Origin of the sequence: uncultured Psychroserpens sp., assembly GCF_947501425.1 — a bacterium.
Lineage (GTDB): Bacteria > Bacteroidota > Bacteroidia > Flavobacteriales > Flavobacteriaceae > Psychroserpens.
On sequence record NZ_CANMVN010000007.1, the window covers coordinates 62,034 to 81,557 of the forward strand.

24 protein-coding genes and 1 other RNA gene are annotated in these 19,524 nt (G+C 34.1%); 11 read left to right on the forward strand and 14 right to left on the reverse strand.

The features are described 5' to 3' along the window. Positions 1–4 precede the first annotated feature (4 nt). On the forward strand, positions 5–721 hold the full coding sequence (locus Q0951_RS11585) for a hypothetical protein (RefSeq protein ID WP_299337034.1): 717 nt from the start codon (positions 5–7) through the stop codon (positions 719–721). A 41-nt stretch (positions 722–762) separates the two neighbouring features. Then, a complete protein-coding gene (locus Q0951_RS11590) occupies positions 763–1,653 on the forward strand; it encodes a hypothetical protein (RefSeq protein ID WP_299337036.1) in 891 nt (296 codons plus the stop codon). On the opposite strand, the gene Q0951_RS11595 is transcribed toward Q0951_RS11590, so the two are convergent. Both Q0951_RS11595 and Q0951_RS11600 read right to left on the reverse strand, forming a co-directional pair. Then, positions 1,650–2,855 carry an NAD(P)-dependent oxidoreductase gene (locus Q0951_RS11595; RefSeq protein WP_299337037.1) on the reverse strand — a complete coding sequence of 402 codons (1,206 nt, stop codon included), beginning with the start codon at positions 2,853–2,855 and terminating at the stop codon, positions 1,650–1,652. The genes Q0951_RS11590 and Q0951_RS11595 overlap by 4 nt on opposite strands. A 65-nt stretch (positions 2,856–2,920) precedes the next feature. Continuing rightward, a complete protein-coding gene (locus tag Q0951_RS11600; RefSeq protein ID WP_299337039.1) occupies positions 2,921–3,133 on the reverse strand; it encodes a DUF2945 domain-containing protein in 213 nt (70 codons plus the stop codon). Between the two features lie 268 nt (positions 3,134–3,401). Between Q0951_RS11600 and ssrA the strand changes: the two genes are divergently transcribed. Both ssrA and Q0951_RS11610 read left to right on the forward strand, forming a co-directional pair. Further along, positions 3,402–3,796: a transfer-messenger RNA gene (ssrA, locus tag Q0951_RS11605) on the forward strand. Between the two features lie 308 nt (positions 3,797–4,104). Next, positions 4,105–4,350, forward strand: a complete 246-nt coding sequence (locus tag Q0951_RS11610) for a GIY-YIG nuclease family protein (RefSeq protein WP_299337040.1) — start codon at positions 4,105–4,107, stop codon at positions 4,348–4,350. A gap of 218 nt (positions 4,351–4,568) precedes the next feature. Here Q0951_RS11610 and Q0951_RS11615 read toward each other — a convergent pair whose 3' ends face one another. The 6 genes from Q0951_RS11615 to Q0951_RS11640 form a co-directional block, all read right to left on the reverse strand. Beyond that, a complete protein-coding gene (locus Q0951_RS11615; protein ID WP_299337042.1) occupies positions 4,569–5,051 on the reverse strand; it encodes a hypothetical protein in 483 nt (160 codons plus the stop codon). A 191-nt stretch (positions 5,052–5,242) separates the two neighbouring features. Continuing rightward, positions 5,243–5,803 carry a type 1 glutamine amidotransferase domain-containing protein gene (locus Q0951_RS11620; protein WP_299337043.1) on the reverse strand — a complete coding sequence of 187 codons (561 nt, stop codon included), beginning with the start codon at positions 5,801–5,803 and terminating at the stop codon, positions 5,243–5,245. A gap of 65 nt (positions 5,804–5,868) precedes the next feature. Next, positions 5,869–6,510: an SDR family oxidoreductase gene (locus tag Q0951_RS11625; RefSeq protein ID WP_299337046.1), complete on the reverse strand. Its 642-nt coding sequence runs from the start codon at positions 6,508–6,510 to the stop codon at positions 5,869–5,871. Between the two features lie 9 nt (positions 6,511–6,519). Beyond that, the gene (locus Q0951_RS11630) at positions 6,520–6,675 is read right to left on the reverse strand and encodes a YqaE/Pmp3 family membrane protein (RefSeq protein ID WP_299337048.1); all 156 of its coding nucleotides are present in this window, start codon (positions 6,673–6,675) and stop codon (positions 6,520–6,522) included. A gap of 293 nt (positions 6,676–6,968) precedes the next feature. Continuing rightward, positions 6,969–7,262, reverse strand: a complete 294-nt coding sequence (locus Q0951_RS11635; protein WP_299337050.1) for a hypothetical protein — start codon at positions 7,260–7,262, stop codon at positions 6,969–6,971. A 139-nt stretch (positions 7,263–7,401) separates the two neighbouring features. Further along, positions 7,402–9,723: a transglycosylase domain-containing protein gene (locus Q0951_RS11640; protein WP_299337052.1), complete on the reverse strand. Its 2,322-nt coding sequence runs from the start codon at positions 9,721–9,723 to the stop codon at positions 7,402–7,404. 539 nt (positions 9,724–10,262) lie between these two features. Between Q0951_RS11640 and msrB the strand changes: the two genes are divergently transcribed. The 4 genes from msrB to Q0951_RS11660 are packed head-to-tail and all read left to right on the forward strand — an operon-like array spanning position 10,263 to position 12,278. Continuing rightward, positions 10,263–10,724 (forward strand): peptide-methionine (R)-S-oxide reductase MsrB, encoded by a 462-nt coding sequence (msrB, locus tag Q0951_RS11645; protein WP_299337054.1) that lies wholly within the window; start codon positions 10,263–10,265, stop codon positions 10,722–10,724. Continuing rightward, positions 10,724–11,275: a peptide-methionine (S)-S-oxide reductase MsrA gene (gene msrA / locus Q0951_RS11650; protein WP_299337056.1), complete on the forward strand. Its 552-nt coding sequence runs from the start codon at positions 10,724–10,726 to the stop codon at positions 11,273–11,275. The genes msrB and msrA overlap by 1 nt, the downstream gene beginning before the upstream one ends. 10 nt (positions 11,276–11,285) lie before the next feature. Continuing rightward, a complete protein-coding gene (locus tag Q0951_RS11655) occupies positions 11,286–11,540 on the forward strand; it encodes a glutaredoxin family protein (RefSeq protein WP_299337058.1) in 255 nt (84 codons plus the stop codon). Between the two features lie 6 nt (positions 11,541–11,546). Then, a complete protein-coding gene (locus tag Q0951_RS11660; RefSeq protein ID WP_299337060.1) occupies positions 11,547–12,278 on the forward strand; it encodes a nitroreductase family protein in 732 nt (243 codons plus the stop codon). On the opposite strand, the gene Q0951_RS11665 is transcribed toward Q0951_RS11660, so the two are convergent. The 6 genes from Q0951_RS11665 to Q0951_RS11690 all read right to left on the reverse strand — a co-directional run bounded on the left by Q0951_RS11665 (position 12,263) and on the right by Q0951_RS11690 (position 17,633). Continuing rightward, a complete protein-coding gene (locus Q0951_RS11665; protein ID WP_299337062.1) occupies positions 12,263–13,105 on the reverse strand; it encodes a hypothetical protein in 843 nt (280 codons plus the stop codon). The genes Q0951_RS11660 and Q0951_RS11665 overlap by 16 nt on opposite strands. 3 nt (positions 13,106–13,108) lie before the next feature. Then, positions 13,109–15,511: a protein-disulfide reductase DsbD gene (locus Q0951_RS11670; RefSeq protein ID WP_299337064.1), complete on the reverse strand. Its 2,403-nt coding sequence runs from the start codon at positions 15,509–15,511 to the stop codon at positions 13,109–13,111. 131 nt (positions 15,512–15,642) lie between these two features. Then, complete coding sequence (locus Q0951_RS11675) at positions 15,643–16,056, reverse strand: rhodanese-like domain-containing protein (RefSeq protein ID WP_299337065.1); 414 nt, start codon at positions 16,054–16,056, stop codon at positions 15,643–15,645. A gap of 12 nt (positions 16,057–16,068) precedes the next feature. After that, positions 16,069–16,383, reverse strand: a complete 315-nt coding sequence (locus Q0951_RS11680; RefSeq protein ID WP_299337067.1) for a rhodanese-like domain-containing protein — start codon at positions 16,381–16,383, stop codon at positions 16,069–16,071. A 109-nt stretch (positions 16,384–16,492) separates the two neighbouring features. Continuing rightward, positions 16,493–17,101 carry a thioredoxin family protein gene (locus tag Q0951_RS11685; RefSeq protein WP_299337069.1) on the reverse strand — a complete coding sequence of 203 codons (609 nt, stop codon included), beginning with the start codon at positions 17,099–17,101 and terminating at the stop codon, positions 16,493–16,495. 7 nt (positions 17,102–17,108) lie between these two features. Beyond that, positions 17,109–17,633, reverse strand: coding sequence for a TlpA disulfide reductase family protein (locus tag Q0951_RS11690; RefSeq protein WP_299337071.1), 525 nt, complete (start codon positions 17,631–17,633; stop codon positions 17,109–17,111). A 102-nt stretch (positions 17,634–17,735) separates the two neighbouring features. Between Q0951_RS11690 and Q0951_RS11695 the strand changes: the two genes are divergently transcribed. From Q0951_RS11695 to Q0951_RS11705, 3 genes are read left to right on the forward strand one after another with little or no spacing between them, the layout of a single operon-like run. After that, entirely contained in the window at positions 17,736–18,191 is a 456-nt protein-coding gene (locus Q0951_RS11695) for a MarR family winged helix-turn-helix transcriptional regulator (RefSeq protein WP_299337073.1), read from the forward strand. Between the two features lie 60 nt (positions 18,192–18,251). Then, positions 18,252–18,884 carry an NAD(P)H-dependent oxidoreductase gene (locus tag Q0951_RS11700; RefSeq protein WP_299337075.1) on the forward strand — a complete coding sequence of 211 codons (633 nt, stop codon included), beginning with the start codon at positions 18,252–18,254 and terminating at the stop codon, positions 18,882–18,884. Between the two features lie 24 nt (positions 18,885–18,908). Further along, positions 18,909–19,481, forward strand: a complete 573-nt coding sequence (locus tag Q0951_RS11705; RefSeq protein WP_299337076.1) for a YceI family protein — start codon at positions 18,909–18,911, stop codon at positions 19,479–19,481. Positions 19,482–19,524: the final 43 nt, after the last annotated feature.

Below are 19,524 nucleotides of genomic sequence, written 5' to 3' on the forward strand. Positions count from 1 at the left end.
AACAATGAAAAAATTAATTACAATTCTCATCATCATTATTTCATTTTCAGCATGTACTAAACGTGACAATAGAAAAGTTGTAAATGATGTTGATAACAAAACTGAAACTAAAAACGACATTAAGACTGTAACTATAGCAGATTTACCAATTCATATTGATAGTACAGATGTCATGATTCATCCTATTGGAAGCTATGTACTCAGTAGAAATAAATCTGAGTATTCTGAATATGGTAGCTATAGATCTGACTCCTATTCAGAAATGAATGGTGTTTCAAATAGTCATGGTGATAGAATTACTGGTGACATTTCAAACCTAAAATTTCAAAACATTAACTCTAACAAGTTAAATTCATTGACTAATCGTACTCTGAGTATAAGATCGATTTTATTTCTACGTAATATTTACAAAACTACAGGTAATGATTACTTATTATATGACGTTATTGATAAAGATACCAATGCAGATGGAGAGTATAATTTCAAGGATATAAAAACACTATATATTAGTAATCTAGATGGTTCCTCATTTAGAAAACTATCTCCTAATCTTCAAGATATGGTCAATTGGAAAATCATATTAGAAGCCAATACGCTATTCTTTAAAAGTATAGAAGACTCAGATAATAATGGCAAATTTAATAAGAAAGATCAAATGCACTATTTCTATTTAAACCTTAATGATGATACTTCTAAAGTTGTAGAATACTATCCCATTTAAATAGTTGTAACCAAAATTGATCAAGTAACGTCTATATGGTAATGAAAGTTAAACATTTGATCATACTAATACTTCTTTGTCTTACCTGTTCTAACAATGAGCATTCTAATCGCATACCCGAATCTCATCTAAAGTATTTTGGTTTTGCTATTACTGACTGTGGGACAAATTTTACTAATCAGGTAGATGACTTTGTAAATTTGATTGATATGTGCCCTGAAGATTTGAATAGTCTTGAATCTCGAGTCACAGAAAATATATTGAACAACAATAAGGTCATCATCCACTTACAGGGTTTATTTATCAATGCTATTCTCGATAGTAATTCACCATCTGGTTTTCGTTACGAATTGTTAGAAAACTACCAAACACTTTTCAATATTTGGGCTACAAATAATGGTTTTTTGTCTTCGGAAATTGTCGCAGCCTTTGATTTTGCCGATGAACCTGCTTGGAACCAGATGAATATGAATGATCTAGCCACAATTGCAGAAACAATAAAAACTAGGTTTCCAGATATTCCTCTGATGGTAATTGAAGCTCCTGATGCAATTGATCAATTAGAGATTACAGATAATATTGATTGGATTGGTTTTGATCGCTACGGGACCATAGATCCTAAAAATGACCTAGAGTATTTACAACGTCTAGAACTTATTAAATCTAAACGCACCAATGCAAATCAAAAACTAGTCATTATTATGGAATCCCAGTGGCTAGATTTTTACACAGATGCAGGTTTAGACGAATCTGTTTTAATTTCAATGGCCAACAGTTATTACAGTTTAGCTAAATCAGAAAACGATGTGATTGCATTAATTTCGTATTTACTACCCAGTGGATTTGACACACCAGATCAAAGAGGTTTTTTTGAACTATCACCAGAGATCCAAATAGCTATTCAAAATATAGGCAATGAAATTACCAACTAATAACCATCAACATAATCTTGTAAATACTTAAAACGCTCAGTGAGTTTACCATCTGAAGTTGTGATTTTAGCACGCTTCAAAACACCATGTTGGTCCTCATTAAAAAATGCAGGAATCACATGTTCTAAGAACATCTCTCCAAAGCCTTCACTGGCATCTTTTGGAAGTTCACAAGGCAAATTGTCTACAGCCATAACAGTAATGGCTTCATCAGCGTCAAAAGCCACTTCGATTTCAGTATGTGGATCATAACCATAAAATGGATCAGCAATCGTTGATGGCCTAATTGTGCTAGCCACTGGCCCATCAATATCACAGGAGATATCTGCTACTAAATTGATTCTGAAGTCGGGATGTTTAGCATCTTCTCGTGTAAAAATAAAAGGTGCACCATCACCATAGAAATGACCAGCAATAAACATATCGGTTTCTTTAGCATAAGGCATAAAATTACTTTCGTAGCCTGACGGATCTTTATAGAATTCAAACTTATCACCAACCTTACCATCAATTCGTTTGCTGTATTCCATCACATCAATCATGCAATATACAGGTTCGGTAAATTGCGATGTTAAATACAAGGCATCACTAACTTCTTTAATTTGAAGATGATCTAGAATCTCTTTGGCTCCCATAGCCACTTTACCTGTTCCAGACAATACGATTTTAATGTTAGGTAAGGTAATCTTGTCCAGCTCTGCCTTAACGGCATCGAGATCAGCAAGCGTTTCTACTTTAGGCAATTCGAATAATCCATCTCTTAGTCCTAATGCTCGAAATCCGTTGTAGGCACCAACCAATCCTGCATAGCGACCAAAACCTATCAATCGTGCACCATTTTGCTTGATAATGGTTTCGTGATCATACATTTCAATATTTTTGTTAAGCATTTCAACCAATAACTTTCGGTTGTAAGGTTGTTTTTTGATGGTATGCGAAAAGAAGAAATATTTTTTATTCGGAATTAAATGCTCAAGCGGTACTTCTTTGACACCGATTAATACATCACAATCGGAAAGATCGTTAGTAACGTCAAACCCAAAATGACGATAAGCCTCATCTGGAAATACGCGAATATCTGAAGATTCTACAACAAATTCTGCTTGAGGATATTTAGCTTTCGCTTCTGCTAGTTTTTCGGGTGAAAATACCACACGTCTATCTGGTGGATTTTTACGCTCTCTGATAATTCCGAATTTCATATGGAAAATTTTCCACGAAAATAAGCTGATTTTATGGCTTTCACAAGCAGGATATTGATTTAAAATTAATCGTTACGTTCGACTTCACTTTCGCTTTTCAAAACATAATCGCCATCATCTTGTTTAATATATAAGGCTTTATTTCCTCCTTCTCCATTTCTGGTAACGTCACTACCTTTAATGGTTTTAGTTACTTTTGTAGTGTAAGTCTCCTGAACTTTACCAGTTGCTGTTCCGTTTCCCCATTTCCATTTTACATGTGTTCCTTCTTTAATCATAGTTTTAATCTTTTCTATAATTTAAAAAAAATACTGACATTTTTTCTTAACAGAATGATAAAACAAGATTGGTATAGCTTTTGAGTTAATATTTTTAGTAATTTCGCACTCCTTCGCTGAAGCTACAGAGCACTTAAGCTTAAAACTTCAGAGAAGTGCGTTAAGGATTGAGGTATTGTTGGAGCTCCTCGCAGAGAGCGACTACCGAAAGCCTGATCCTCTGAAGTCTTGACGAAAGAGGGAAACGCCAAAAATAAAAATTACCAAAGGGGTCGACTGGTTTTGACAGCGAGACTCATTAAACGGTAAGCACGTCGTGTAATGGCATTGATACACGTTAAAGGCTAGACCAAATTTTAAACGGCGAGAATAACTACGCTTTAGCTGCATAATCTGAATTACAGTAAGATTAAGCCTCGTCCTACTAGGTAGGAAAGCTAAATGTCTCCAGAAAGCCTTGGTTAATGGCGTTCTATTTAGAGGCATCGTAAATATTAACTTAGATCGTGTAGCGCTTTGATGCACTTTCGAGATTAAGAAGCTAAGTGTTGAGTAGGTTGTCTTTTGCCAGCTCAGCATCGAAAATCTAATGAAAGAATAAGCGTGTAGAAAGCTCTTTAATAGCTTGTTTGGACGAGAGTTCGATTCTCTCCGACTCCACCTACGCTCTCCGAAGCCTTGCGCGAAGGAGAGCTTTTTCTTTTTAAAGACCGATTTTTACACCAATTACAATTCATGATTATCAAGCGAAGAGCTACGGTGGACCCGTCCATAATCTATTTTTAATTCTAAAAAAATCACAGTACTTCGTAGCTCTGAATTCATGAAGAGCGCAGTAGTGCGGTGGACTCGTCCATAATCTCAATATTCTATATTCAAAATATCACCGCAATACATCATAGGTTTAGCGAAGATGTGCGTTGGACTTGTCTATCTTTTAATATTTACTATATTTATAGAAAATATTCTCAATGATACCTCCATATGCTGTCTACATTCTATTATGTGCTAACAACACTTATTATACAGGCTTTACGACTAATATTAATAACAGATTGATAGCTCATAGAAACAAAGAAGTTCATTATACTAAAGATAAGCAACCTACGAAACTAGTTTATATATCTTACTTTATCAATAAAAAGCAAGCATATGACTTTGAGCGTTATCTTAAATCTGGTTCAGGTATTGCATTTAGAAATAAAAGACTTCTTTGATGGTATTGTTTAAAGATGTAAAATATGAAGCTACATTTACAGCATGTGAGTAACTGAGAACAGCGAAGCTAATCTCTCCGACTCCACCTATGCTCTCCGAAGCCTTGCGCGAAGGAGAGCTTTTATTTTACAGACAGTTGATATAGATTACTACTCGTATGTATCACACGTTCAACGTGCACATGGTGTACCAGTCTGATGTAAAATTATAACTTAACTTATTCGATAGTTAAACCTCTAAATTCACCATTTTCTAAAGTAATTGTAGTGCTATTATCATTAGTAATCGTAGCAGTAAAGGTTCCTTCAATATATTCGCCTGTGGTTTGGGTTAATGTGATTGTTCCGTCGTTAGCAAAGTCAAAATCAAATCCCATTGGATCTGAAGTAAACGACACCTGATAATCAGAATCAAAACCTTCTTCTACATCAAAAGTTCCAGTTTCCAGAGCTAATGGAAGCCAAATTGATATTTGCGTATCTCCAGGATCTGAAAAATCTGCACCATTATTTCCGTTGAGTGTAATTGACAAAGATTGAGCAGTGGCTATATTTGTGAAGTTGTAGTTTGTACCATCAATCGTAAATCTGATATAAGTATCATCGGCAGTAGATGAATTATCGTCGTCTGAACTACAAGAGGTAAGACCTAAACCAGCGATAATGAATAATGCAATAAAATTGAACTTTAATAATTTCATGTTTGTTTTAGTTTTTAATGTTAAATACAAAGCGGCAAATATAGACAAATCCCAAACGTATTTGTAACTAATTAAATCAAGACTTTCAAAATGGCTGATCAATTGATAATCAACAATTGAGTATATCAGTTTCCATAAAAAAAAGAGATGCCAATGACATCTCTAAATTTCTTTTTTAGCAATTATAGTTATTAGGCTACTTGCTCTTCATGCTTACCTTCATAGACCTCTTCTACCAATTTTGCATTAAATGCAGGCAAATCATCTGGACATCTACTAGTTACTAAGCCTTCATCTACAACAACCTCTTCATCTACCCAATTTGCTCCAGCATTCATCATATCTGTTTTGATCGAGCTATACGATGTGATTTTTCTATCTTTTAATACATTAGCTTCAGCTAGTAACCAAGGTGCATGACAAATGGCTCCGACAGGTTTGTGATTTTCGAAAAATGATTTTACGAATGCAACAGCAGCATCATTCTTTCTTAATATATCTGGATTAATTTGTCCGCCAGGCAACATTAAGGCATTATAGTCCTTTTGGTTTACCTCGTCTAAAGTTTTATCTACTTTGTACGAATTACTCCAATTACCATCTGCCCAACCTTTTATTTCACCAGATTCTAATGATACGATATGCACGTCTGCGCCTGCAGCTTCCAAAGCCATTTTAGGCGCTCTTAGTTCGCTTTCTTCAAATCCGTTTGTTGCTAATATTGCTACTGTCTTTTTATTTAAATTTTCCATGTTTATTTTTTAATAATTAATATTGAATTGAATTTTTTTGCTTTTTTCTGTAATTATAGGTCACCCTAGATAACATTAGCATTTAAATTCGTCATAGCTTCTCCTATTAAGGTATCGCCTTCTAGTATTTCAAAGGTGACGTTGTATGGTGCATCATCGTGAAGTGATTTCACTAAGGTTTGTGCAACATCTGCTCTGCTAATTTCACCACGTTTATTCAGTTTCTCTTTTAATTCTATTCTACTGTTACCTTCGGAATCATTTAAAGTTCCTGGTCTTACAATAGTGTACTTGAGTCCGCTTTCTTTAAGATGTTCATCTGCATTATGTTTAGCCTGTAAGTACGCTTTAAGTTCATCTGCTTTTTCAGGATGGTCTGCTCCCATAGAACTTAACATTACGAAACGCTTGACATTAGCCATTTTGGATACTGCCATTAATCGCTTTGCGCCTTCCTGATCAACTTCTACTACATTTTCTCCACCAGATCCAGCTGCAAAAACAACCTTATCAACATCTTTAACTGCAGATGTCAAATCTTTAGTTAAATCGGCAAGCACTACATCAATACCTTCAGTCTCAAACTGTTTCTGTTGCTCTTCTTTTCTTACCATTGCAATGGGATTGAAGTATTGAGATGATTTTAAAAGATTTACTACTTTTTTTCCAGTGCTACCATTAGCGCCTGCTACTAATATATTTTCCATTGTTTTATCTTATTTACTGTTAATATAAAATGCATAGATGACACCTGGTAACCATCCAATAAGCGTTAATAATAAACTAATTAGAAATTCAGTTCCCAAGCCATGTTTTAAGGCCACAGCCAAAGGCGGCAGCAAAAGACTTAAAATGATAGTTAATAGTGACATCTTTGTATAATTTTTTGATTCATTTCAAAAGTAAGTCACTTCAGGAATTAGTCTTAACTTGAATCATTTCAATATTAACGCATTCGCCACATACCTTTTGTTTTATGGTATTTTATAGAATGAATACATTCTCTGTGATGCCAGTAAAAGAATTGATAACCGTGCAGAGAAAGATGTAATGAGTGAATATAAAATCAAATATTAGTTTAATTTAAAATATTTGAGCATGCTCACTGATCTCGTTTATAACTTTAAAAAAGGACTTGAACAATAAACCTAAGTAGCTAATTTGTTTAATTATTGCTTGTATTTCTTTTAGCTTTTATTTTAGAGACAGTTTTCATAGTACCATCAGCTTGCAAATAATCCCATTTCCAGTCAAAAGTATCTTTTGTAATATTATAAAACACAATTACCCATTGCCTAGTACCATCATGCATTTCTATAGAACTATCTTCTTTCATAGTGGCATCCCATAGGCCACTCATAGTATTATTACTATTTTCAACCCAAGTATTAACCCATTTCTTTTGTGCAGGATCAAAAATTCTATTCTTAGATTCTTTAGAGGGATTTTTTTTGTTCATCAAAGAGGGTTTTAAAATTAGCGTAGGCTAAATGCTAATAATATAGCCGCGGGACAACAGTTAATTGAAAGTTATAAACCTACAATTATATAGAACAAAATTCAATACGTAGAACTACGTATTTTTGGAGAGATGTTTATTAATCTTTGCTTTCTTTTTTATCCTTCTTCTTTAAAAACCCAAACAGCCCTCTTTTCTTTTTTTCTGGCTTTTCTTCGGACTCAATATCGAATTCGCGTTCTTTTCGATCTTTTTTAAACAAACGCTTCAAAAACCCATCACGCTTTTCATCCTCACATGCTAGAGCTTGTTTCACAGCATCTGATGGCTCTTCAAATTTAGCACGTGTAATACCATTAAATTGCTTATCGTCATTAATCTGCTTTAAAAACAGTGCTGCAATTGGCAATGCCGAATTAGCTCCTTGTCCAATGGAAGTATGACTAAAGCCAATTCTGTGATCATCATGTCCTACCCACGACAACATGACCAATTTCGGGCTTATCCCTACAAACCATCCATCTTTATTATTCTGTGTTGTACCTGTTTTTCCTGCCAGATCATTTTGAAGTCCGTATCGTGAACGAATACGCTTCGCTGTTCCAGTATTGATCGTTGATTTCATCATTTCGATCATAGCCTGTCTTGTGTCCTCTGAAAATGCAACAGGCAACGCTTTAGCTTTTGAATGCTCATAAATGATGGCGCCAGATTTATCTTCAATCTTTGTGATATAAAATGGTAAGGATTTACGGCCTGCATTTACATAACTGCTATAGGCTCCTATGAGCTCCAACATAGACAACTCAGCCGTTCCTAATGCTAGAGATGGTACTTTTGGTAATCTTGACGTGACTCCCATTTTTCGAGCTTGATTGATTACTGGGTCAATTCCAACATCCTCTAATACTTTTACTGCAATTGTATTTACAGACTCGCTGATAGCTTTCTCTAATGAATAGTTGAGATGTCGGTCTTCTTCTTGTTCTCCTCCATTAGTAGGTGTCCAATCTTTCTGATTAGTATAGGTGACCTCCTTAACCGGATAGTAGGTACAGGGCTCTATACCTTTCTCTAGAGCTGCAGTATACACAAAAGGTTTGAATGTGGATCCAACCTGACGTTTTGAAACAGATACATGGTCGTATTTAAAATGTTCAAAATCTATACCTCCAACATAAGCCTTAATAGCTCCAGATCCTGGATCAACTGCAACAAAACCAGTATTTAAAAACTTCATCATATGTTTCAAACTATCAATAGCAGAGGCTTCTTTAACAAACTCGCCATTCCATGAAAACAAACTGACATTGCCTTTGGTATTCAAGCTGTCCATAATTTGTTGATGACTCCATTTTTTCTTTTCTAATGCTTTATAAAGTTTTAATTGCTTTACGCGCTTATCAATAAGAGATGCATTCTTAAGCCATGGAGCATTTTTTCCGTAGGCCTTTTCAAATTGAGCTTGCAATGCTGACATGTGTTGCTTCATAGCTGTTTCGGCATAGCGTTGCATATCAATATCAAGAGTAGTGTAAATTTTTAATCCGTCTTTGTAGAGATTGTACGTTGTGCTGGTTGCTGTGTTGAGGCTATCTAAAAGATGTTTCACCTCCATTCGGATTTTTTCTCTGAAATAGGGCGCTACGCCGTCTTTATGACTAAATTTTTGGTAATCTATTGTTAATGGAATTTGGCTAGTTTCAGTTTTAGTATTTGAATCAATATATCCATACTTTTCCATTTGTTGCAAAACCACATCTCGCCTTAGCTGAGAACGTTCCGGAAACAATCTTGGATTATATCCATGAGGAGCTTTTAGGGTTCCAATTAATGTAGCAGCTTGAGCTAAATTTAGGTCTTCAACTTTAGTGTTAAAAAAACGTTGTGAGGCACTTTCTATTCCGAAGACATTCTCACTAAAAGGTACCGTATTTAAATATAGCGCAATAATGTCCTCTTTTGAATATATATTCTCAAAACGACGTGCACCTATCATCTCTTTCACTTTATTTACAGGCATAGAGAATATACCATGGTTTTCTCTTCCATAAATATTTTTATAAAGTTGCTGACTAATAGTGCTTCCACCACCACCTGAATTATCTTGAAGCAAAATGGATCTAAAAAACACACGTAAAAAACTTCTGTAGTCTACGCCGTCATGGTTATAAAATCGAACATCTTCAGTAGCAACTAAAGCGTCTACCAGATGTTTTGGAAGTTCTTCGTACGTAACAGTTTGTCTATCAAAAATAAAATACTTACCTAACAACTCACTATCAGCATCCAAAAGCAATGATGCTTCAGCTTGTTTTATATCGCTTAACTCCTCTTCGGAAGGTAATGCTCCCCAAAGTCCGATATAAACCGAAAACCAGAACAATAAGATTAAAGACAAGCCTGTTAATGTAGCTATCAAAATGCGTTTAAGCCAAACCGACTTTAAAGAGAATTTCATAAATAAGATTTAATCTAGAGTACCATTTATATACGAAAAGAATTACAAAATCGATGTTTTACTCGTTAACTTTTTAAAGTTTCATAACATACATGCGAAACTTTAACATTCATTAATAAATACCTTTATAATTTTGTTAAAGCAGTTCAAAAATTATGAAAACCCTAATAAATACGGTATATTAAATAGAATAAATTACTAATTTAAACACATAATCAAATGAAATTTATAAAAGAGAAAAATGAAAAGAGAAGAGATTATATTTTACAAAAAGACAAAAAAACAATATTTGGAGCACGTTTTATATCGAGTGTTCTAGCATTATTAGTAGTCGCTATTATGGTATCCTATTTTTATTTTCAATAAACCATAATTACTAATACAATAAAGAATAAAGTCTTTGAATAGACATGAAAACTCAATAACTTTGGTTATTGGGTTTTTTATTAAAAAATCTGTAAGAAAATTATAGTTTTCACGACCAATAATAGACCTTATAAACATAGAATTATTAACTAAAAACGAAAGGACAAAACACTATGTTAACATGGAAAGAAGTCATCAACTTCGCCGTAAACGGAAACCCTATTCCAGATCGTAGAGTTGAAAAAACAGACGCTGAATGGCGTCAACAATTAACCTCAGAGCAATTTAGAATCACACGTCAAAAAGGTACAGAACGCGCACACAGTGGTGAGTTATGTAGTATTTATGATGAAGGCAAGTATAACTGTATTTGTTGTGACACACCTTTATTTGATTCTACCATTAAATTTGAATCTGGAACTGGTTGGCCAAGCTTCACACAACCCATCAAACCCAATGCAATCAAATATGAAAAAGACTCGTCTTTTGGCATGGTTCGGGTAGAAGTTATGTGCAACACCTGTGACGGCCATTTGGGTCACGTATTTCCTGATGGACCAGAACCGAGCGGGTTGCGTTATTGTATAAATTCTGAATCTATGCAATTAGATTCAAAAGTAGAGGAGAAAAACTAATGAAAGACAAAACATTTCAACAAATTACTGTTGGTGCTGGATGCTTTTGGTGTATTGAAGCAGTTTACAATGAAGTCAAAGGTGTAGAAAAGGTTGTCTCTGGTTATAGTGGAGGAACAGTTCCAGGAAGACCAACGTACAGAGAAGTGTGTTCTGGCTTAACTGGGCATGCCGAAGTAGTTCAGGTCACTTTTGATCCTAGTATTATTTCTTTGGAAGATTTACTTGTTATTTTCATGACCAGTCACGATCCTACAACATTGAATCGTCAAGGTGCAGATGTTGGTACGCAGTATCGCTCTGTGATTTTCTATAACGATGAACACCAAAAAGAAGTCGCTGAAGTCGTGATTAATGAATTGGCATCTTATTATGATATGCCTATTGTGACAGAGATTAGTCCTTTAGACACTTTCTTTGAAGCCGAAGCTGCTCATCAAAATTACTATGCCAATAACCAATCTCAAGGGTACTGTAGTTTTGTGATTACTCCAAAACTGGCTAAACTGAGACAATTACATGCCGATAAGTTAAAAACCAGTGTAACCTGAAAGGCCTAAGATGTCCAAAATAGACATTCCAACAATAAAACTCTATGGAACAAGTCGTTGCCATAAAACGCAATATTATCTAAAATTATTAGATGAGACCAAATTACCTTATGAGTTTTTAGATGTAGAAACCAATAAAGACCATGCAGAACAACTGCGTGGTCTTTATGAAAATAAAAAGCTTAACTTCCCAACCATAACTATTGGTTCTAAAAAATTACGCAATCCAAAAAAAGACGTATTAGAAAAATGGTTACAGATCTAAATCAATATGGAAAAAACAGTTACTGAAGCAATACATTACAGACGATCAACAAGAGTATATAAAGATGACCCTATTGATACCGAAAAAGTAAAACAGTGTCTTTATAATGCCTCATTAGCGCCAACCAGTAGTAATTTACAATTATGGGAATTCTACCACATTACCGACGCCGAGACTTTGGAGAAACTATCAAAAGCTTGTTTTAATCAAAATGCAGCCAAAACAGCTAAACAATTGGTTGTTGTAGTCACAAGGAAAGATTTATGGCGAAAACGTGCCAAAGCAAATGTTGCTTTCCTCGATGAAATCTATAGCAAACCCGACCTTGACGAAAAATGGCTAAAGCGCAAAAAAATGGCGATGAATTATTACACAAAGGTTATCCCAACCATCTATACTGATCTCTTCGGAATTTTAGGTTTCATAAAATATCTAGCGTTTCAGATAGTTGGATTATTCAGACCTATATATCGTCAAACACGATTAAGCGATATGAGAATTGTGGCACATAAAAGTGCTGCATTAGCTGCTGAAAATTTTATGCTTAGCATGTCGGCTATTGGTTATGACACATGTCCTATGGAAGGTAGTGACACCTTAAGAGTCAAACAGGTCCTGTCTTTACCACGAGGATCAGAAATCAATATGGTTATTGGTTGTGGTATCAGAAACGAAGACAAGGGCATCTATGGACCTCGGTTTAGAGTGCCATTTGAAGATGTTTATTTTGAAAGATAAGCAGATAGAGATTTATAAAACCAAATAGTCTTTAACTGTTCGCTTACCGATTTTTTATGATATCTGAAAATACCAGAAACACCATCAACACCTATCTTATAATCTAAAAACTTAAAATATGAGTTAAACTTATTAGGTTGCTCGACAAAGCTACTATCCAATGCTTTAAATGCTTTTTGTAAATCCTCTTTGGAGTATTGAGTCGCGATTAACTCAACAAGTTTGTTAGAATACACTTTATTGTTTAATAAGTATTTGAAACCATAATACACCTGTTCATCTACATAATTGAGGTTTTGGTAAGTATCAAAAAACAACATCCCTAGCTTATTGTAATGAACTCTAGCTCCCACACCGCAAGTGAAATTTTTATGGTTCTCTAGTACCTCTCTATGCTTATCAAGTATTTGTAAAGACTCTTTGTATTTCCCCTGTGAATTATAATTTGTCACTAAATTGTGTACGACATCAAAAAGATGTATTTTATACCTAATGTCGTTTGATATAAGATCATAAATAGCCTCAGAGTACATTTCTGTTTCCTGATTCAAATAACCACTATAATCCAAAAGCTGTTTATAAGATCTGATTTTTTCAGACGTTGTTGAATTATTTGAACTAATATAATTCTGATGCACCTTCAAAGCCTTTTTCATAATTTGCTTTTGTTCATCAGTTATTTCTCCTTCTGCATGAAAATAGTCATAGAACATATCAGTTAGGAATACCAATCCATTTTCATCTTTATAAAAGAAAGAATCTAAGTTATCATTTTGAGATATACATAGACAGGGTAATAGTAACCATATGACAAGAATTTTTTTCAAAAATTACTTCTTAAAATTCTCAATACCAGACGACAACCAACTCAGGTACTCGTCAGCATCAGGAGTATAACCTACCGGATCGGTGAGATTCTCTTCATTATGATCCATAAGCACATAAAATGGTTGTGTATTGGTCTTATACTTTATGGTTTGTAGTTCACTCCATTTCTGACCAATGTACTTTAGTTTTTTTCCGGGTTTTAGTTTAGAATCTGTAATCTCACTTTCAGAAAGCTTTCGTTTATCATCAACATATAACGATATTAAAACCACATTATTTTTCAGTTTAGATAATACCTCAGGTTCTACCCAAACATTTTGTTCCATTTTACGACAATTCACACAAGCCCAACCAGTAAAATCAATCATCACAGGTTTATCAACTTGTTTAGCATAAGCCAAGCCCTTTTCATAGTCATTAAACGCCAAAATATCATGAGGTGCTAATAAATGTCCTCCGTCTGGCAAGTCTTGATGACTCGCAGAACTACCTCCCCCTTTTGAATTTCCAACACCATAAGGTGATTCACTATAATCTAATGGTGGCGGAAATGCACTGATTAAATTTAATGGCGCTCCCCAAAGTCCAGGAATCATATAAATAGTAAACGACAGTGTCAATAGACCAAATAATAATCTTCCTACGGAAATATGTTTTAAAGGTGAATCATGAGGCAACTGGATCTTTCCCAAAAGATACAGTGACAAGGCACCAAAAATAGCAATCCATATCGCTATAAACACCTCACGCTCTAATATATGCCATTGAGACACCAGATCGGCATTAGATAAGAATTTAAATGCCAATGCTAATTCTAAAAAACCCAATACCACTTTTACTGTATTTAACCAACCTCCGGATTTAGGTAATGAATTCATCCATCCTGGAAATGCTGCAAACAACCCAAACGGTAATGCAATGGCCAGTGAAAATCCTAACATTCCAATAATTGGTCCCATCTGACTTCCGCCAGAAGCAGCTTCAACTAACAAAGTACCTACAATTGGTCCTGTACAGGAAAAAGATACAATGGCTAATGCCAATGCCATAAAAAAGATACCAACAAGACCTCCTCTATCGGCTTGTCTGTCGGCTTTATTCGCCCATGAATTTGGTAATACAATTTCAAAAGCTCCAAGAAATGAAATTGCAAAAACAAGCAAGAGTACAAAGAAGATGATATTAAACCAAACGTTAGTAGATAGAGCATTTAGTGCTGATGGTCCAAAAATCAAACTCACTAAAATACCTAGAAGTACATAAATCACAATAATCGAAAGTCCGTAAATAATAGCATTTCTAATTCCAGCAGCTTTCGATTGGCTTTGTTTAGTAAAAAAACTAACCGTCATTGGGATCATAGGAAACACGCAAGGTGTTAATAATGCTGCAAAACCAGAAAAGAATGCAATAATAAATATAGACCAGTAGCTTTTACCTTCATCTTTGTCATCATCATTTGATGACGTGGCTTTAGTAGCTTTTGAAACTTTAGTGCTTTTAGTAAGATCATAAATTAAATCGACATAGCTTGGAGACAGGCATTGAGTATCATCACACGCCATGAATCCAACCTCTGCATTTACTTTAGTTACAGCTGGATCAGAAAGTTTAATGTGTTGTCTAAACTCTGCCGAATTCTTAAAGAATTTGATCTTCATTTTAAAAACCTTATCCTCAACTTCCTTTCCTTTCTCTTCAGAAGTATCACCTAAAAGCTCAGCACCTTCAGGTAACTCATATACAAATTCGGTTGGAATTGGTCCGCCTTCAGGAACACTCTGAGAATAGAGTTTCCAAGTATCATCTATAGTTGCTTTAGATACCAGAATGTATTCGGTATCTGAAACTTTTTCAACCGATGCCTTCCATTTGACAGGTTCCAGGATCTTTGAAGTATCGTCAGATATTCCAAACGGAGATAATACCGCCTCATCATCAGGAGCTTCGCTATCTTTTAAATTGAAATTAAGATCAACATAATTTGGTGGTAGGCACTTTTCATCATCACAAACCATAAATTCAACTTCCCCTTCAACAAGAGATAATTCCTGATTTAGTACTTTAATACGTTGTCTGAACTCTGCTTTATCTTCAAAGAACTTTATTTGCATTTGAAACACAGGATCGTCTACTGTATGTCCCTCACCTTCCGAAGTTGACCCACTCAGTTCATAATCTGCATTAGCTTTGTACTGAAATGTAGTAGGAATTGGTCCATTTTTTGGTACATTCTGAGAGTATAAGTGCCAACCACTATCTATTGTTGCTGTAGAAATAAGATCATATTCGTTATCAGATATTTTCTCTACTGAAGTATTCCATTTCACAGGTTTAAATACTTGAGCCGTGGAAGTCATTGAAAACACAACCAAACTACATAACGTAAGAATTAAGTTCTTCATCAGAAATAATTAGGGTTTGAAAGACGCTAATTTAAAAAAAACAAAGAGATTATACGACTGTATTAAGATATCATTAGTATCCTAAGTAATCAGACATAAAAAAACCGAACATTTAGTTCGGTTAATTTGTTTTATTGATAGGTTTCTATTTCATACCCTTTAAATTTCCATTGGGTAATTCCGCCTTTAAGATCATAAATCTTGACAAATCCAGCCTCTTTCAGTTTTTTAGAACACTGAGCACTACGTTTGCCTGATTTGCAATAAACGATTACTGGTTTAGTTTTATCGAGCTTTACAATATCCTCATCAAAAGTAGATGATCTAAAATCGATATTTTGTGAATGCTTTATAAAGCCTTCCTTGTATTCTTCAGGTGTTCGAACATCCACTAACTGAACATCTTCAAGTTCTAACAGTGAATCTATTTCTTCGGGAGACACTATTTTAATTTCACTCTTAGTTAGTTCATTTTGTGTCTCTTCTTTGCAGCTTAAAGTAAATGCAAAAAGCGCAAAACAGTAAATTAGTACCTTAGTTTTCATTTTGATTGATTTTTATATTGAAGTCATTTCTCCTGACCATTCGGTAATGCCTCCAATAAGATTATACGTGTTTTTAAAACCTAAATGATTCATTACACTACAAGCCTGACCGCTTCGAGCACCCGCTTTACAATACACATAATAGTTTTTAGACTTATCCAGTTCTTGAACTTCGTTGATAAATCCTTGACCTTTATATATATCAATAGTAATGGCGTTGGGTATAATTCCCAATGCAACTTCTTCAGGTGTTCTCACGTCCAATATTACTGCATTATCATCAGCAGCTAATTGGGATGTCCATTCTTGTTGTGTTAAATCAGCCATAAGTTTTATACATCAATAATCGTGCAAATTTAACATTTCCTTGTGATAAAGACGAAAAAAAATCCGAAGTGTTACACTTCGGATTCTTAAAATTTCAAAATAATTACAATTATACTTTGATTGAACAGCCTATTGCTCTTGTTTTTTGCTCAGGAACTTCTTTACCTTCTAATAAAGCATCTACAGCGTCTTCAACATAGGTTTTTGTTACTGCACTTGCATCCTGATAGTTATCATCTATAGCTCCAATGTATTTTACCTGAGGTCCCTTTTTTGTTTTCTCCAATACGTAAACATGTGGTGTTTTAGTTGCTCCATATTGCGGATAGATCTTCTGACCTTTATCCATTAAATACGGAAAAGTAAATCCTTTTGCTTTTGCTCTGGCTTTCATATTTTCCATGCTATCACCTGGTTTAACATCGGTGTTATTTGGCATAATTGCTATTACAGGATACCCCTTATCTGCATATTTTTTATTCAATGCTTCTACACGATCCTCATAAGCAACTGCATACGGACAAGTATTACAAGTAAAAACAACAATGAACCCTTTGGCGTCCTTGAAGTCTTTCATTGAGACCATCTTGCCATCAATGTTTTCTAATTCAAAATCGGTTGCAATATCTCCAATATCATAACCTGTTCCTACTGAAGTAAAAGCTGAAGTAGCAAATACAACAGCTAATGCTAATACTATTTTAAGTGTGTGTTTCATAATGTTTCTATTTAATAAATTGTTTCAATTCAGTTTCTAATTCGTTGTAATTAAATGAGCGTTCATAGAATTTCTTCTTACTCTTGTTATATATAATTGTTGCAGGAATAGCACCTGACCAATTTTCATTCACTTTCGGAATCCAGGTATTAGAGTCTACATCATTAAGAACTATGACTTCACTTTTTAATTTATTCTTTTGAAGAAACGGTTTTAATTTCTTGTCAATTTGTTTCGGAAAATCTAAACTCACCAAAATCACTTCAACATCTTTATTTAAATAATTAGCATTCAATTGCTCAAAATAAGGCAACTCTTTGACACATGGCGCACACCATGTGGCCCAAAAATTCACGACATACGTTTTATTTACATCCTTAGAACTAAGGTAGTTTTGAAGTTGATTAAAATCAAATATCTTTAAGCTATCACCTGTAAGTTCAAGAGTGTTTTCTTCGGAAAGAGAAACTCGATGAGTCTCGTTTCCAAAGGAAAACAAGACAATAGTTACAATGAGTACTACATATTTCATATCATAAATTTATGAATCAAAAAACATACAAGATTAAATTTAACAAAATATTAAATTACATATTCAAAATTAATATTACATTTGTATATACAATTGTTGTATATGAAAGATATAACCAACATACTTAAAACAAAATCAGATTTGTCTCTCCAAAAGAAGACAGTGTTAAACATTGCCTATTCTAGCATTTGTTTTAAAGATGGAATTTTGATGGTTTTAAAACCTTTTGATATTTCAATTGAACAGTTTAATGTCTTAAGAATCTTAAGAGGTAAACATGGTAATGCCACTAATTTACAAGATATTCAAGATCGAATGATTAGTAAAATGAGCAATACAACACGTTTAGTTGATAAGCTCATATTGAAAGGCTATGTTAAACGATTTGTTTGTAAAGACAATAGAAGAAAAGTAGATATCTTCATAACAGATGAAGGTTTAGAACTACTTAACCGTCTAGATCCAATAATTGACAACAAAGAACATGAACTTACCAAAAATTTAGATAGTTCAGAACTTGAAACCTTAAATCACCTACTGACAAAATTAAGAGATTAATATTTTTTTAAACAAACAATTGTATATACAATAATAGTAGTAACAAATAAAAAAAATAAAATGAGTAACCTGATAGAGAATCTTAGCTGGCGATATGCCACCAAAACATTTGATAGTTCTAAAACAATAAGTCCTAAAGATTTAGAAACACTAAAACAAGCCATGCAATTAACAGCATCATCTTATGGACTTCAACCCTACCAAATCTTAATTGTTGAAAACAAAGACATTCGCTCTAAACTTAGAGCAGCCTCATGGAATCAATCTCAAATTGAAGATGCTTCACACATGGTCGTTATTGCTAATATGACTGATTTTGGTGATGAATTGGTGGATAACTACATTGATAATGTGGCTAAAACTAGAGGTGTTGACAAAGAAGACTTACAAGATTACGCCAATATGATGAAATCAACATTAAGCGCTTTAAGTCAGGAACAAAAAGCAAACTGGACCGCAAAACAAGCCTACATTGTGGTTGGTAATTTATTGTCAGCTGCAGCAGAATTGAAAATTGATGCTTGCCCTATGGAAGGTTTTAGTGATAAAGACTACAATACTATTTTAGACCTCAACTCAAAAAATCTCAATGCGTCAGTAGTCGTAACCTTAGGTTATCGCTCTGAAAAAGACGAAACTCAACATTATAAGAAAGTTAGAAAATCAGAAACCAAATTATTTACATCTATATAAACAACATCTAAAAAACACAAAACAATGAAAACAAACATTTTAAAAACCGCATTTCTTTTAGTATTTGCTTTAACATTTGCATCGTTTACAACCCTATTAAACAAAGAAGTAAAAGTTAAAGAATCAACCATTACCTGGAAAGGCTATAAAGTTACAGGATCACATGAAGGCACAATTGCTTTGAGTGATGGTACATTGATTTTTGATGGAAACAATCTTACTGGTGGTAACTTCACCATAGATATGACAACTATTAATGTTACCGATTTAGAAGCTGGCAAAGGAAAAGAAAAATTAGAAGGCCATTTAAAGTCTGATGATTTCTTCGGAATAGAAAACCATAAAACAGCGAGTTTTAATATCACAAACGTTAGTGGATCTAACGGAAAATTTAAAGTCAAAGGAGATTTAACCATCAAAGGTAAAACACATCCAACAACATTTGATATGATGGTAACTAAAGATCAGGCAACTGCAACTTTAAAAGTAGACAGAACAAAATATGACATTAAATATGGTTCTGCTAGCTTTTTCGATAATCTAAAAGACAAAGCCATCTATGATGAGTTTGATTTAAATGTCACATTAAAGTTTTAATCTTAATTGATTAATAGCCCTATATAATGATTAAGATTCCCAT

What these genes read in the sequence shown, in the direction of transcription:
- Q0951_RS11585 (WP_299337034.1), top strand. Translation starts at nt 5, where the DNA reads ATGAAAAAATTAATTACAATTCTCATCATCATTATTTCATTTTCAGCA.
- Q0951_RS11590 (WP_299337036.1), top strand. Translation starts at nt 763, where the DNA reads ATGAAAGTTAAACATTTGATCATACTAATACTTCTTTGTCTTACCTGT.
- Q0951_RS11595 (WP_299337037.1), bottom strand. Translation starts at nt 2,855, where the DNA reads ATGAAATTCGGAATTATCAGAGAGCGTAAAAATCCACCAGATAGACGT.
- Q0951_RS11600 (WP_299337039.1), bottom strand. Translation starts at nt 3,133, where the DNA reads ATGATTAAAGAAGGAACACATGTAAAATGGAAATGGGGAAACGGAACA.
- Q0951_RS11610 (WP_299337040.1), top strand. Translation starts at nt 4,105, where the DNA reads ATGATACCTCCATATGCTGTCTACATTCTATTATGTGCTAACAACACT.
- Q0951_RS11615 (WP_299337042.1), bottom strand. Translation starts at nt 5,051, where the DNA reads ATGAAATTATTAAAGTTCAATTTTATTGCATTATTCATTATCGCTGGT.
- Q0951_RS11620 (WP_299337043.1), bottom strand. Translation starts at nt 5,803, where the DNA reads ATGGAAAATTTAAATAAAAAGACAGTAGCAATATTAGCAACAAACGGA.
- Q0951_RS11625 (WP_299337046.1), bottom strand. Translation starts at nt 6,510, where the DNA reads ATGGAAAATATATTAGTAGCAGGCGCTAATGGTAGCACTGGAAAAAAA.
- Q0951_RS11630 (WP_299337048.1), bottom strand. Translation starts at nt 6,675, where the DNA reads ATGTCACTATTAACTATCATTTTAAGTCTTTTGCTGCCGCCTTTGGCT.
- Q0951_RS11635 (WP_299337050.1), bottom strand. Translation starts at nt 7,262, where the DNA reads ATGAACAAAAAAAATCCCTCTAAAGAATCTAAGAATAGAATTTTTGAT.
- Q0951_RS11640 (WP_299337052.1), bottom strand. Translation starts at nt 9,723, where the DNA reads ATGAAATTCTCTTTAAAGTCGGTTTGGCTTAAACGCATTTTGATAGCT.
- msrB (WP_299337054.1), top strand. Translation starts at nt 10,263, where the DNA reads ATGTTAACATGGAAAGAAGTCATCAACTTCGCCGTAAACGGAAACCCT.
- msrA (WP_299337056.1), top strand. Translation starts at nt 10,724, where the DNA reads ATGAAAGACAAAACATTTCAACAAATTACTGTTGGTGCTGGATGCTTT.
- Q0951_RS11655 (WP_299337058.1), top strand. Translation starts at nt 11,286, where the DNA reads ATGTCCAAAATAGACATTCCAACAATAAAACTCTATGGAACAAGTCGT.
- Q0951_RS11660 (WP_299337060.1), top strand. Translation starts at nt 11,547, where the DNA reads ATGGAAAAAACAGTTACTGAAGCAATACATTACAGACGATCAACAAGA.
- Q0951_RS11670 (WP_299337064.1), bottom strand. Translation starts at nt 15,511, where the DNA reads ATGAAGAACTTAATTCTTACGTTATGTAGTTTGGTTGTGTTTTCAATG.
- Q0951_RS11675 (WP_299337065.1), bottom strand. Translation starts at nt 16,056, where the DNA reads ATGAAAACTAAGGTACTAATTTACTGTTTTGCGCTTTTTGCATTTACT.
- Q0951_RS11680 (WP_299337067.1), bottom strand. Translation starts at nt 16,383, where the DNA reads ATGGCTGATTTAACACAACAAGAATGGACATCCCAATTAGCTGCTGAT.
- Q0951_RS11685 (WP_299337069.1), bottom strand. Translation starts at nt 17,101, where the DNA reads ATGAAACACACACTTAAAATAGTATTAGCATTAGCTGTTGTATTTGCT.
- Q0951_RS11690 (WP_299337071.1), bottom strand. Translation starts at nt 17,633, where the DNA reads ATGAAATATGTAGTACTCATTGTAACTATTGTCTTGTTTTCCTTTGGA.
- Q0951_RS11695 (WP_299337073.1), top strand. Translation starts at nt 17,736, where the DNA reads ATGAAAGATATAACCAACATACTTAAAACAAAATCAGATTTGTCTCTC.
- Q0951_RS11700 (WP_299337075.1), top strand. Translation starts at nt 18,252, where the DNA reads ATGAGTAACCTGATAGAGAATCTTAGCTGGCGATATGCCACCAAAACA.
- Q0951_RS11705 (WP_299337076.1), top strand. Translation starts at nt 18,909, where the DNA reads ATGAAAACAAACATTTTAAAAACCGCATTTCTTTTAGTATTTGCTTTA.